General features: G+C 37.8%; 18 protein-coding genes. All 18 read left to right on the forward strand.

Translation table 11 applies throughout. From position 1 onward, the window contains the following. Positions 1-305: hypothetical protein (locus B0184_RS10545; RefSeq protein WP_158077814.1), on the forward strand; the 305-nt coding region annotated here is incomplete at its 5' end. An 8-nt stretch (positions 306-313) separates the two neighbouring features. After that, entirely contained in the window at positions 314-640 is a 327-nt protein-coding gene (locus tag B0184_RS05705) for a hypothetical protein (protein ID WP_005708399.1), read from the forward strand. Between the two features lie 2 nt (positions 641-642). Next, the gene (locus B0184_RS05710) at positions 643-1,038 is read left to right on the forward strand and encodes a hypothetical protein (RefSeq protein ID WP_039851220.1); all 396 of its coding nucleotides are present in this window, start codon (positions 643-645) and stop codon (positions 1,036-1,038) included. Positions 1,039-1,055: 17 nt separating this feature from the next. Beyond that, on the forward strand, positions 1,056-1,850 hold the full coding sequence (locus B0184_RS05715) for a hypothetical protein (RefSeq protein ID WP_143413727.1): 795 nt from the start codon (positions 1,056-1,058) through the stop codon (positions 1,848-1,850). A gap of 15 nt (positions 1,851-1,865) precedes the next feature. Beyond that, the gene (locus B0184_RS05720) at positions 1,866-2,486 is read left to right on the forward strand and encodes a DUF4376 domain-containing protein (protein ID WP_005708401.1); all 621 of its coding nucleotides are present in this window, start codon (positions 1,866-1,868) and stop codon (positions 2,484-2,486) included. Further along, positions 2,479-2,940 (forward strand): hypothetical protein, encoded by a 462-nt coding sequence (locus B0184_RS05725; protein ID WP_039851223.1) that lies wholly within the window; start codon positions 2,479-2,481, stop codon positions 2,938-2,940. The genes B0184_RS05720 and B0184_RS05725 overlap by 8 nt, the downstream gene beginning before the upstream one ends. Before the next feature lie 33 nt (positions 2,941-2,973). Continuing rightward, the gene (locus tag B0184_RS05730) at positions 2,974-3,267 is read left to right on the forward strand and encodes a hypothetical protein (protein WP_078177647.1); all 294 of its coding nucleotides are present in this window, start codon (positions 2,974-2,976) and stop codon (positions 3,265-3,267) included. A gap of 79 nt (positions 3,268-3,346) precedes the next feature. Beyond that, positions 3,347-6,292 (forward strand): phage tail tape measure protein, encoded by a 2,946-nt coding sequence (locus tag B0184_RS05735; RefSeq protein WP_005709706.1) that lies wholly within the window; start codon positions 3,347-3,349, stop codon positions 6,290-6,292. Between the two features lie 45 nt (positions 6,293-6,337). Continuing rightward, a complete protein-coding gene (locus B0184_RS05740; RefSeq protein ID WP_078177648.1) occupies positions 6,338-6,670 on the forward strand; it encodes a hypothetical protein in 333 nt (110 codons plus the stop codon). Beyond that, the gene (locus tag B0184_RS10550) at positions 6,670-6,831 is read left to right on the forward strand and encodes a hypothetical protein (RefSeq protein WP_005709049.1); all 162 of its coding nucleotides are present in this window, start codon (positions 6,670-6,672) and stop codon (positions 6,829-6,831) included. Before B0184_RS05740 ends, B0184_RS10550 begins: the two co-directional genes overlap by 1 nt. After that, entirely contained in the window at positions 6,828-7,154 is a 327-nt protein-coding gene (locus tag B0184_RS05745; protein ID WP_078177649.1) for a hypothetical protein, read from the forward strand. Before B0184_RS10550 ends, B0184_RS05745 begins: the two co-directional genes overlap by 4 nt. Further along, positions 7,154-7,813, forward strand: coding sequence for a hypothetical protein (locus B0184_RS05750; protein ID WP_078177650.1), 660 nt, complete (start codon positions 7,154-7,156; stop codon positions 7,811-7,813). Before B0184_RS05745 ends, B0184_RS05750 begins: the two co-directional genes overlap by 1 nt. Positions 7,814-8,100: 287 nt before the next feature. Then, on the forward strand, positions 8,101-9,318 hold the full coding sequence (locus B0184_RS05755; protein ID WP_005707952.1) for a pyridoxal phosphate-dependent aminotransferase: 1,218 nt from the start codon (positions 8,101-8,103) through the stop codon (positions 9,316-9,318). A gap of 157 nt (positions 9,319-9,475) precedes the next feature. Further along, positions 9,476-10,378, forward strand: a complete 903-nt coding sequence (gene rarD / locus B0184_RS05760) for an EamA family transporter RarD (RefSeq protein WP_005707967.1) — start codon at positions 9,476-9,478, stop codon at positions 10,376-10,378. Beyond that, on the forward strand, positions 10,378-11,250 hold the full coding sequence (rarD, locus tag B0184_RS05765; RefSeq protein WP_005707946.1) for an EamA family transporter RarD: 873 nt from the start codon (positions 10,378-10,380) through the stop codon (positions 11,248-11,250). Before rarD (B0184_RS05760) ends, rarD (B0184_RS05765) begins: the two co-directional genes overlap by 1 nt. Continuing rightward, complete coding sequence (locus B0184_RS05770) at positions 11,247-11,867, forward strand: LysE family translocator (protein ID WP_005707969.1); 621 nt, start codon at positions 11,247-11,249, stop codon at positions 11,865-11,867. The genes rarD (B0184_RS05765) and B0184_RS05770 overlap by 4 nt, the downstream gene beginning before the upstream one ends. A gap of 130 nt (positions 11,868-11,997) precedes the next feature. Next, entirely contained in the window at positions 11,998-12,702 is a 705-nt protein-coding gene (locus B0184_RS05775; protein ID WP_005707949.1) for a 3-deoxy-D-manno-octulosonic acid kinase, read from the forward strand. A 95-nt stretch (positions 12,703-12,797) separates the two neighbouring features. Next, complete coding sequence (locus tag B0184_RS05780; RefSeq protein ID WP_005707948.1) at positions 12,798-13,007, forward strand: TOBE domain-containing protein; 210 nt, start codon at positions 12,798-12,800, stop codon at positions 13,005-13,007. Positions 13,008-13,055 lie beyond the last annotated feature (48 nt).

Genomic DNA, 13,055 nt, shown 5'->3' on the forward strand with positions numbered 1-13,055 from the left:
GCAATGAGATTGTTGGTGGCACGATTGCGGGGAAACATATTGCAAGTAAGTCTATTACGGCGAAAGAGTTGAATGTGGAAAGCTTGTCGGCGATTAGTGCGGATTTAGGTGCTATCACTGGTGGCTCGCTTCAAATTGGTCGTTTAAACGGTAATTATGGCACGTTGTTCGAAGTGCAGTCTAATGGTGGTTTTAGACTGATTAGCCGAGATGCAAGTGGTGGTATTGAGTTATCCAGTGCTACAAGAGCGTTACACGTTTGGGATGGCGGAACAGAGGTTGTTAGAGTGGGTAAATTATCCTAAGGAGAGTTATGTATTACATCGATGAGCCTGTACCGATTGACAAATCGTTTACAGAAAAACCTATCTGCGCCTGGCATATTGCTGGGCGTTTGACTATTGATTACATCAATAAAAATACCACGATTGAGCTTGTAAGCTGGAAAGATAAACAAGCATTTTTAGCACGTGGAGAATCATTAGTAACCTTTTTGACTGTCAATGATTGCCCTAGATTTAGTGTTGATCCGAGTTTGTTTGCATTGCGAGCATTAACACAAGTTGAGGGCTCACCATTCTATCGTCAGCAAGTTAAATGTGATTATGATTTAGATCATATTTCGCAAGTGTGGAAATAAGTATGAGTAATTATGGACTGCGGATAAATAATAGCATATTAGATAGTTATTATTTAGAATTAGGTACTGCCCACATTATAGGGCATACCCATAGAATAAATATTCCACCTGAATATCAAATTCAATTAAATAAAGATTATATAGATCTGAATGAAAGTAAAAGATTAGAATTTGTTAGAAAGTATGGGAAAAATGCAATTTATTTAAATTATATACCATTCGTAAGAATAGAGCAGTTTCATTCAGATCATTTTTTATACCATTGCCCTAAAATTGAATGGTCTAGTTCACAAAATAAATATATTTTAGACCATATTCAATTTTCAGCAGATAGTTATTTTGATATTACTATTGGTTATGGTGTTATTATGGCAGATTTTCGGAGACTTTCTCAATGACAAATTATGGTATGTCAATGAATTATCAACATTATTCATTGCCTAATTTACAACGTAAAATGATAGCTTCGGAAATTCCTGTTAAATATTTAAGATATAAAAGATCTTATAAATGTACATTACATAGTGCTATTTTTGTAAAAAAGTTACCTGTCGACCAAAATTGTTTACTTTTTATAGAACCACAATCAAAATTTTTTCACCAAGAAATGGAAGATAATCAGCAAGATTTTCCATCAATATCGAATTTAATGATTTATCCTGATGAGAGTTTTGCTAGAAGTAGATATAAATCTAATCAAGGAAGATTTATACCAATGTCTCCTGATTGGGATTATGCAATAAATCCTAACTGTTATAATGGCGATAATCCGTTTTTTCACGTAGATTTTGGTTTTCATTTATTTGAATTTGTAGATAATACTTTAGATACAGCTAAATATGGTATTAAAGTTTTTAAAGAAGTATTGTTGAATAATAAAGTATATAAACCGTTAGAAAGTATAAAATGCGGAAATATGTTTGATAGGAGTTTTGAAAGACATAGTAATATTTATAAAGACAGACGTATTGCTTGTCTTATGCCACCTACAATATATTTTTATGATGAAAAAACAAGCAGATCTATTATAACGCCTTTAATCATTGATAATTTATCTGGAACTAAATTTAGAACAAATTTAGCAAATAGTTCAGAGAAAAACAACTTACACTATATCCCGTCTCATAGAAAAATACAAAGTGGCGAGATATATTTAGATATAATAGATGTGTCGCATTTACCATCTTTTAATGAAATTCCTAACTTATAAAATACGGAGAAACAAATGCAAGTATTTTTATTCGATCAACAACTAATTTCTGTAATTAACCGTAAAGAAGAAATTACAGAGGAAACTTGCCTTATTACAGATCAAGAGCGTGAAAAAATTGAACAGACGCTTTATGCGAAAGGTCATTTTTGGCGTATAGATAAATATACCGTGGGTTGTAGTGGCGTCAAACCAAGCGAAAATCACAAGTGGAATGACGAAAAACACGAATGGGAAATTGACAACGAGCTAATTCAACAAAATTTAGCTCAAAAACGCAATGCTTTATGGGAAATCATAAAAGAGAAACGTTTGCAAGCAACTCGTACAGGTGTAGAGGTCACTTTACCAAATGGTCAAGTTAGACATTTTCATACTGACCAAGTGGCACGCCAGGAATATGACGGTATGGGACTAACAATTGTATTAGGTACTTTTGAGCCGAGACAATGGAAAACAATCGAAAATGATTGGGTGCAATTTGATTTAGATACATTTAAAGCATTGGCACAAGCAATCAAGGGCAAAGTAGATCACGATTACCGAAACGCCGAAGTATTAAAAGCGCAAGTTGATAAATCAGATACGCCTGAAAATATCGACCTTAACCAAGGATGGAGTCAATCTTATGTCTAAAGTGGTGATTGCTTTTTATAAGCATAAACGAGAGCGGAATAGTGTTAAAAATACATTATTCCGCTTTTTTGATGATGCTATAAGATTTTTTACGCACGGGCCATATAGTCATTGTGAGATAGTAATATCTAACCCTCAGTCATCTAAGATTTACACTTGTTTTAGCGCAAGTAATCGAGATGGGGGAGTGCGTAAAAAAATAATGGAGCTACCTCCAGAGAGATGGGATTTGGTTGAACTAGAAATCTCACTAGAGGAAGTAATGGCATTTTTTGAAAAGACAAAAGGCTCGAAATATGACCTTATCGGTGCACTAGGTGTTGTCTTAAGAATTAAAGACAGTAAGACAAAATATTTTTGTTCGGAATGGTGTGCAGAATGCCTTGGAATAGATAAGCCTTACAGGTTTAGCCCAAATTCACTTTATAAACATTTAACCAATAGCCATGGATAACACCATGGCTTTTTTTAATAATAGGAGTCCTTTATGGCAACATTCAACAAAATCTTAAACCCAGTCTATTCAACCATCTCTGGTTTTACCATGAATTCAGACGGTTCAATGAACGTGACTTACGCTATCGGCACAGGCACGGAAGAGGCGGAACAAATCACTGAATTTCGACCGCTTGTAACGGAATACAAATACCTAGATAGCACACAAGCACACGCCATTATGTTCGCCCCGCTCACACAGGGTGATATTGGCAAATCGTTCCAAGATTTAATGCTCAACCGTATTTACAGCTATATGAAAGAGCAGGGAATGATTGAGGTGTAAGCCGAATAGATAAAACAAAACCCCGAAGTTTGCATCACTTCGGGGTTTTTATCAAAAAATCGCTGCTTAAGAGGTCAATATGGTTACAACAGCAACATTATCAGTAGAAGTAAATGCGAGAGGAGCACGCACCGCAAGTAATGATTTAAGCCTTCTTGCTCGCCAATCTAGCAAAGCGGAGCAAGCGGTCGATGCAGTGTCATCTCGACTAGATCGAATGACCAAATTATTAGCATTAGGCGGGCTAGCAAGTTTTGCTAAACATATCATCAATATGGCAGATACGATGCAATCACTTAACAGTCAGGTCAAACAAGTGACCAGTGGCATTGCAGAATATACTCACGCACAACGTGCTTTATTTGAAATCAGCCAAAACACGCATGCCAGTCTTGAAGCGACCACGCAAACGTTTGTCAGCACTAAACGAGCCTTAGCCGATTTAGGTGTGACCACCAATCAAACATTGAAATTCACCGAAACGCTGAATAAAGCAATGGCAGTGGGCGGTGTGAATGCCGAAAGTCAAAAATCAGCATTATTGCAACTTTCACAGGCATTAGGGTCTGGCGTGCTCCAAGGCGATGAGTTCCGTTCCATTGCTGAAAATGCCCCGATTATTTTAGATGTGGTGGCGGAATATATGGGCAAAACCCGTGCAGAAGTAAAGAAATTAGCTTCTGATGGGAAAATTACCTCTAAAGTTTTATTTGAAGCAATCAGCGGTGCAAGCGGTAAGATTTCCGCGAAGTTTGACGAAATGCCAATGACCTTCGGGCAAGCAATGCAGCAAATGGAAAATGCGTGGCTGAAATTTGTTGATGGCTTAAATAGCAGTGGGGTAATGAGTGCCTTAGCACAGTCAGTCAGTTTTCTGGCACAGCATTTTGATGTATTAGCAAAATCAATAGGTTATACGATAGTTGCTTATCTCTCTTGGGGTGCTACATCAAAATTAGCGAATATGACGCAAGGTATCAATGCTTTGGGGCTACTGAAAACAGGTTTTGTAGGATTAACTACTGCAATTCGTGGTGCAACGGTGGCAGTTCTTTCTAATCCTCTTGGTGCACTTACGGTTGTAATTACTGCTGCCGCTTTCGCTTTTGATGCCTTTTTATCAGATATGACCTTTGGGGCTTCTGAAATTGGTACCACGTGGGGTGATGTGGCAACAGGTGTTTGGCAAGATTTTACCTCATTGATGAGTAATGCGGCTAAAGCGGTTATTTCTTATTGGGACGATGCAACAAAACAAACTTCGGGCTTTTGGGAAAGTGCTCTTTCGGCTGTTATTAGTGCAGCTCATCTCATTGTAGAGGCTTGGCAACAAAGCACAAATGCAATAATTGGTTTATTTGTTGCTGGTTACAATGCCATTTCAATTATTTGGGGGGATTTACCGAATGCGTTCTCAGCAATTGGTAAATCTGCTATCAATTCGCTTATTTCAATTATCGAGCGTGGTTTAAATTATCTTGCTCAAGGATTATCGTCCTTTTTGTCGTTATTTAATTCTGCGTCTAATGCCGTCGGTTTAGGAGATTTATTCGATACTTCTGCAATGCAAGTAAAATTCCCTAAATTGGAATTAACAGAAGCTCAAAACCAAATTAAATCGGATCTTAGCCAAGCAATGAGCGATTCTTTCTCAAGAGATTATGTGGGAGAGACTATTCGTGGTGTAACAGGTTATCTGCAAAGTGCAGGCGATAGGGTCAGAAAAGAAAAACAGGAAAACGGCGATTACCAAGAAGGCGAATGGGCAGGATTAAAAAATACACCTTCATTAGATAAAAACGGCAAAGGCAACAAAAAAGCCAAAAAAGAGAAATCTTCCGAAGACTACCGCAATGAGTGGGATAAATACTACGACGATTTAGTCAATGCTAATGCCACCGCGTGGGAAAAAATCCAATACGCCCAAGATGTAGCAATGCGTGAGCTTGAAAAACACCTCTCTCACGGTGTGGTGACTCAAGAAGAAGCGGAAAAAGCCCGCACGCTGATTGGACAGCAATATGCTAAACAACGCTCAGAGTTAGTGGGGCAATATGCTCCCGAAATTGCTTATCAAAATAAACTCAAAGAGCAGTTGCAAGATATACAACAATTGGAAAAAGGTGGTGCATTAACCACCGAACAAGCTGCACGGGCACGCCAAAATTTAGGTGCAAAATACTCACCTTTAATTGCTGCAATGGAAGGGTATCGTCAGAAATTAGCTGAAATTGAGGCATTAGAAAAAGCACACATACTTACCACTGAGCAGGCAAATATCGCCCGAACCGATGCCGAATATGAAAAATGGAAAGGTACAGCCGATAAAGCCGACCCAATGAATGGGATTCGTCAAGGTTGGGAAGAATGGGCAAAAACGGCAGGTAATACGATGGAACAAGTAGCGAACATTACCACACAAGCCCTAGACGGAATGGCAGATCAACTCACCAATTTTGTGATGACAGGTAAAGCCGATTTCCGCAGCTTCACCGTTTCTATTTTGTCGGATATTTCCAAGATGATTATTAAGATGATGATCTTAAATGCAGTAAAAGCGGCATTCGGAGGCTTTTCTGGAGGTGGTTTAGTAGGTAGTACAGAAGTTAATGGTAACGCTACTTATGGCATGGGTACGTGGGCAACAGGCGGCTACACAGGCAACGGTAGCAAATATGAACCTGCAGGTATCGTCCACAAAGGCGAATATGTGATTACCAAAGAAGCCACTGCACGGCTTGGACGCGGATTTCTCGACCAACTTAACTACGGTGGTTCAACAGGCTACGCAACGGGGGGATTGGTTGGTGGCTCAAGCACTGTGCCAACATTACCGAATAACGCTCAAGCAAGCCAAAATAACACCATCACTATAACTGTAAACGTTGATCATAATGGCAACACTCACAGCCAAACCGAAGGGCAAACCTCTGAAAAAGAGGCAAAACAGCTTGGTAAAACGATTGAAGCAAAAGTATTGGAGGTGTTAGTTAAACAAAAACGAAATGGTAATTTATTAGCGTAATTTGACCGCTTGTAGCAATGCAAGCGGTTTTCTTTTGGAGAAAAAATGGAAAACGTTAATTTAGAAATGATACGCGGCGATGATGATGGCTGGACGTTTGAAGTCCTCGAAGAATCGCCAACGCTTGAGCTAACACAATGTCGCTTTGACTTACATATCAAACCCGGCAAAGGTGGCATTATCAAACTCTCAAGCGAAACAGGCGAAATTACGACCGAAGGCAACTTGATTCACGTAGTCATCACACACAGCAAAACCGAAAACGAGACTTGGGAACAAGCACAATGGGATTTGCAATGTATCGACCCAAACCAAAAAGTCACAACCCTCGTGGGGGGTGATTTCACGTTAATTCCCGATATTACGAGGAACGAATAATGCAAAAAATCGCTATCCGCATTCGTGATAAACCCCAAATTCACGTACGACTTTGGACTAAAAAGCCAATTAAAATCAAAGTAGCAAAATTGGCAATTGCACAGCCAGTTATCCCTCCTTTATCCGATTTAATTCTCAACTACAAAATAGGACGACTATGACAACACAAACTATTCAACAATTATTGACCGAATTTGCGACTTACTTAGGCGAGCAAGATAAAGCGATTTTGGCTCAAATTGATACTAAGGTCACCCAACTTAAAAATGACCTATTAGGCGGTGAGGTATCCGCCGATTTAGATACATTCCGTGAGCTAGCAGAAGAGTTACGCAAACTCAAAGCAAGTGGAAGCAGTGCCCCTGAGGCATTAACCACTAAACTGACAGAATTTAAACAGAGTTTAGATGGAGTGATTGAGCAAATTAACGCCTTAAAAGCAATGGACTTAAAGGCAGCTTATCAACGTGGGAAAAATAGCTAATGGACCTTTTACAACAACTCCCCGATGTCATAGAACAAATCGGGCGAGATATTAAAGCCATAACCGTTGTGCTTGGTGTAGGTCGACCTGACAAACCTACTACAACGAATGGCAAAATAACAGGCGATGAACCCAATGGGACTATCTATGAGTCGTCAGATGGCGGTCTAGTAGGTGCATGGAAATGGCAAAAACGGAATGGGAAATGGGTGGTTACCGATGGTGATACAGGTTTAGTTAATGCTGTAACAAAAAACCTAAAGCCTGGAGCTTATATTAAATTCCGCAGGCAAGGCAACTTTGTGACTTGTCACATGGGGGGGCTGTCTTGGGGGCTGTTTGGTTATTTAGGCAAAACAGAAAAAGGGTATCTACCAAGACAGCCAGGAAGGGTTGAAGTTATTGGTACAAGTGGGATTCCTCTTGGCTTTAGAGCTGATGAATCTTGTGGATTTAGCTTGTTTGATGATGACACAAATAGGGCTGTTGCTGGAGTCTATGTAGGTGGTGTAGGTGATTCCAATTTTATGAGATTCACCCCTTACCATATAGACCCTAAAATAAAAGGCAATGAGGCAATTCCTGATATTGGGCCAAAAAATCTAAGACCGCCAGCGATGGTATGGCCAACGTCTGACCCTTGGCCTGATAGGGTTTAAGATAACTTTATATATCTAAATTTAAACGCCAACCGCTCGCATTCTAAGTGGTTATTTTAGGGCAACCAGCACAAAAGCACACTGGTTAAAGTGAATAAAGATGAAGTGGTTAAAAAATGAGTTTCGGAAAAAATGGGAGGGTTTCGGAAATGAGATAAATTTGAGGTGTGTAAGTGTTTGATTTTATAAGTAAATTTAGAGCAAATATAATTATTCTTTATTTTCCTTAAAAATCAGAGTAAAGTTCAAAAATCCGTTTTAAATCTAAACACAACACAGGAAGCATTATGGAACGTTTTCCAAAATCAGATAAATTAGCACAGGTTCGCTACGATATTCGCGGTCCGATTCACAAAGAGGCTCTTCGCTTAGAGGAAGAGGGCAATAAAATTCTCAAACTCAACATCGGCAATCCTGCCCCATTTGGGTTTGAAGCCCCTGATGAGATTTTAGTGGACGTTATTCGTAACCTGCCAACTGCGCAAGGTTATTGTGATTCCAAAGGCTTGTATTCTGCACGTAAAGCGATAGTGCAGTATTACCAATCAAAAGGTATGCGTGGAATGGACGTGAATGATGTATATATCGGTAATGGCGTATCAGAACTGATTACGATGTCAATGCAAGCGCTCTTGAATGAAGGCGATGAGATCCTCATTCCAATGCCTGATTATCCACTTTGGACTGCGGCAGCAACGCTAGCAGGAGGGAAAGCGGTGCATTACCTTTGCGATGAAGAGAATGAGTGGTTCCCTGATATTGAAGATATCAAAGCAAAAATCAGCCCACACACCAAAGGGATTTTGATCATCAATCCAAACAACCCGACGGGGGCGGTGTATAGCCGTGCAATTTTATTAGAAATTGCTGAACTGGCTCGCCAATACGGGTTGATTATTTTTGCTGATGAAATCTACGAAAAAATCTTATATGATGGTGCAGTTCATCACCACATTGCTGCTCTTGCACCTGATGTATTGACAGTCACTTACAACGGTTTATCCAAAGCTTATCGCGTGGCAGGTTTCCGCCAAGGTTGGATGGTATTGAACGGTCCAAAAAACCAAGCGAAAGGCTTTATTGAAGGCTTGGATATGTTGGCTTCAATGCGTTTGTGTGCAAATACACCAATGCAACATGCGATCCAAACGGCACTGGGCGGCTACCAAAGTATCAATGAATTTATCCTCCCTGGTGGACGTTTGCTCGAACAACGCAACAAAGCGTGGGAGTTATTGATACAAATTCCAGGCATTACCTGTGTGAAGCCAAAAGGTGCGATGTATATGTTCCCGAAAATCGACACCGAGATGTATGGCATTAAAGACGATGCGAAATTTATCTACGATTTGCTTCAAGCAGAAAAAGTGTTGCTAGTGCAAGGTTCTGGCTTTAACTGGCATAAACCAGACCACTTCCGCGTGGTAACATTGCCTTATGTCCATCAGCTTGAAGAAGCGATTGGCAGATTGGCGAAGTTTTTGAAAACGTATAAGCAAGACTAACATTTTGTAACACAATGGTGTTGCGATTGATATAGGGGTAAATTACCTTTTCCCTTAAAGTTAATATTTTGGGGCGAATTTAATTCGCCCCTATACAAATGTAGCAAATTTGCTCTAAATTAATAAACTCCTCTCTATTTTTCATTTTCAATTCTTTATGTTAAAAGGCGTACTCTTTTCTTTAACAGCCTCTTTTTTATTTGGCTGTTTATATTATTTAGCCATTCACTTAAGACCTCTTGTAGGAGAAAGCGTGTTCGGTATTCGTATGGTTTTGACGCTGCCTTGCTTATTTTTGGCGTTATTGTTATTTAAGAAATGGAACGAGTTTAGCTTATTTCTACAACGATTAAAACGTGAGCCAAAATTATTTCTGGTGATTTTCATCACTTCTGTGATTGTCGGTGGGCAAATGTGGCTATTTTTATGGGCGCCGAATAGCGGGAAAGCGATTGAAGTTTCCATGGGCTATTTATTAATGCCTATTGTTATGGTCGCTTTTGGCAAAATCGTTTATAAAGAACCGCTTTCAAGAAATAAATGGCTGGCAATTATTTTTGCCTTTATTGGCGTGGTGAGTAACATTATTTTGGCAGGAAAACTCTCTTTAGAAAGCGTGTTTGTTTGTACGGGTTATCCGATTTATTTTTATTTACGCCGAAAATTTGGCTTAAGTCATTTACACAGTTTTATATTTGAAATTGCATTTTTAATTCCTGTGGCAATTTATTTTATTTCTAAAATTGATATGCAAGCAGTTCAACAGGTGAATCCACATATTTATATTTTTATTGCTTTATTAGGCATTATTAGTGGGGCAGCTTTAATTTCTTACACGTTGGCAAGCACTATTTTATCTTTTAATTTATTAGGCTTATTAGGTTATGTTGAACCGTGCGTGATGTTACTTATCTCATTTTTAATTGGTGAAAAATTAAATCCAGATGCTTATATTTTAATGTCTTGCTTATTAATCGCGATTTTATTATTGATATTAGATGGTATTCAGGCTGTTCGGCGTAGTCATCGGAAATATAAAGCGCAAATAAAGGTAAAATAATGTTAAAAGGTGTCTTTTTTTGTATCACAGCTAATTTTTTATTTGGCTTGGGGTATTATTTCGCTATTTTATTGCGCCCATTAAGTGGCGAAAGTATGTTTGGTTTTCGAATTATTGTATTGATTCCATTTATTTTACTAGCGATTTTATTATTTAAACAGACACCAAAATTTACACAGCTTTGGCAAAAAATAAAGAAAAATCCACCGCTTATCTTTATTTTATTATTGCTTGCACTAAATACAGGCGTGCAACTTTGGCTTTTTATGTGGGCTCCCAATAATGGTCAGGCAATTCCCGTATCTATTGGCTATTTATTGTTACCTATCGTTGCTGTTGCGTTAGGTAAAATCGTATTTAAAGAACATTTTACCTTATTGAAATGGCTTTCTTTAATCTTTGCGATTATTGGTGTGGGTACAAATCTTATTTTAACGGGGGCTTTTTCTTGGGGAACATTGGTCTCAGGCATTGGCTATCCACTTTATATTACATTACGTCGCTATTTTGATATTAATAATCTTGCTACATTTTTTATTGAGTTATTATTAGTCACTCCCTTTGCATTATATTTTATTTCTCAAACAGAGATGCAGCCAATCTTAATAGAAAATCATTATCTTTATGCGATTCTTGCTCTGTTTGGGTTGGTAAATGGTATTGCATTTATTGCTTATATCGCTTCTAGTAATTTATTGCCTGTAAATGTGTTAGGGCTATTAGGCTATATGGAACCTTTAGTGATGCTTGCCATTTCATTTATTATTGGCGAAAGTTTAGATTCGAAATCTTATATATTGATGATATGTTTAGCTCTTGCGATCACATTATTAACTATTGATAATTTCAGACAGGGAAGATTAAAACGATGAATGACATTGTAAATTATTGGGGATTTTTAACCGCTTGTATTTTATTAAATCTTACCCCTGGCTCAGATACTATTTATATTATTACCCGCACCATTGCGGAAGGCAAAAAATCGGGCATTGTTTCCGCTCTCGGCATTCAAACGGGAATGCTATTTCACGTGTTAGCGGTTTCCTTAGGTTTAGCGGGTGTTGTTGCTCACTCCACAAAGTTATTTGCCATTCTAAAATATGCTGGTGCAGTTTATTTGCTTTACTTAGGCATCAAAATGTGGTGTGAACCTTTGGTCATTGATAATCCAAATTTAGAGAAATTACCACTCTATAAAATTTATCGTCAAGGGGTGATTACTAACGTATTAAATCCTAAAGTAGTGTTATTCTTCTTGGCATTATTGCCACAATTTGTTACCTCAAACTTAGAAAATACCTTTTTACCGTTTTTATTACTGGGCTTAACTTTGCTCGGCACAAGTACCGTTTGGTGCATCATATTAGTGATAGCAGCCTCCCCATTGGGTTGTTTATTAAGAAATAATCAAACAATTGGTAGCTGGTTAAATAAAATTTGTGGCACCATTTTTGTTGGGTTATCAATGAAGATTGGACTTGAAAAGTAAGATAACAAAAAATGTATATAGTAGGTTTTTAAGGTTTATTATTTATTTTCAACTTCTGATATATTTAGGAAGTTTTCTTTGACATTAAAAAATAAATCTAAGAAATTAATTTTAGGATTCGTATTCTCGTATGTTTTACTATCATTTTAACGCAAATCTTGTACCTCAAAATCAACAAATATTGCTCGAAAAAATGTTTACTTGCAAAAATTTTAAAAAATCAGACCGCTTGCTTGGTTTTGCAAAAGGGCGAGGCATTACATGGTTTTTAAATACGCAAGCGGAATTAGGGGTAAACAGTGTCTTACGTCATTATCGAAGAGGGGGCTTATTTGGCAAGGTTATCAAAGATAGCTATCTTTTTCGTGGTATTGAACATACTCGGGCTTTTCAAGAATTTAGTTTGCTAGAAAAAATGTGCGCTTGGCGTTTGCCCGTTCCTCGTCCAATTGCCATTCAAATTGAGAAACGATTTTGCTGTTATCGTGCTGATATTATAATTGAAAAAGTGGAGAACACTCGAGACTTAAGTCAGATCTTGCAAAGTAGAATACTGACTGATGAACAATATCAGCAAATAGGAAAACTGATTCGTCAGCTGCATAATCATCAAGTTCACCATACTGATCTTAATATTCATAATATTTTGCAAGATACAAGCGGTCAATTTTGGCTTATTGATTTCGATAAGTGTTATATTCAGCCAGGTAATGGTTGGAAGCAAGGTAATTTAGACCGATTGTTAAGATCGTTTCATAAAGAACAAAATCGACTAAATATTCATTTTAGTGAGCAAAATTGGCAAGCGCTTATAAATGGGTACCAAAATAAATAACCTTAAAAGATTATACGAGTGGTGTTTTTTTGTGCTACTATGGGATTCTACCGTGTTGGTAGATTCTTTTAATCTTTTTCAAATAAGGATATTTAATGAAAATTAGTGCAAGAAATCAATTAAAAGGTAAAATCGTTTCAATCGAAACTGGTTCTGTAAATGCAATTGTACATATTGATATTGGTGGCGGTAATGTAATTACTTCAACCATTTCTATCTCAGCAGTTAAAGAATTGGGGTTAGAAGTAGGTAAGGATGCGTATGCAATCATTAAAGCAACTTCAGTAATGATTGGCGTGGAATAGTCCCATCTAAAAAGAAAACCTCGCAAACTATATAGTTTGCGAGGTTTT

Source organism: Haemophilus paraphrohaemolyticus (genome assembly GCF_002015045.1).
Taxonomy (GTDB): Bacteria; Pseudomonadota; Gammaproteobacteria; order Enterobacterales; family Pasteurellaceae; genus Haemophilus_A; species Haemophilus_A paraphrohaemolyticus.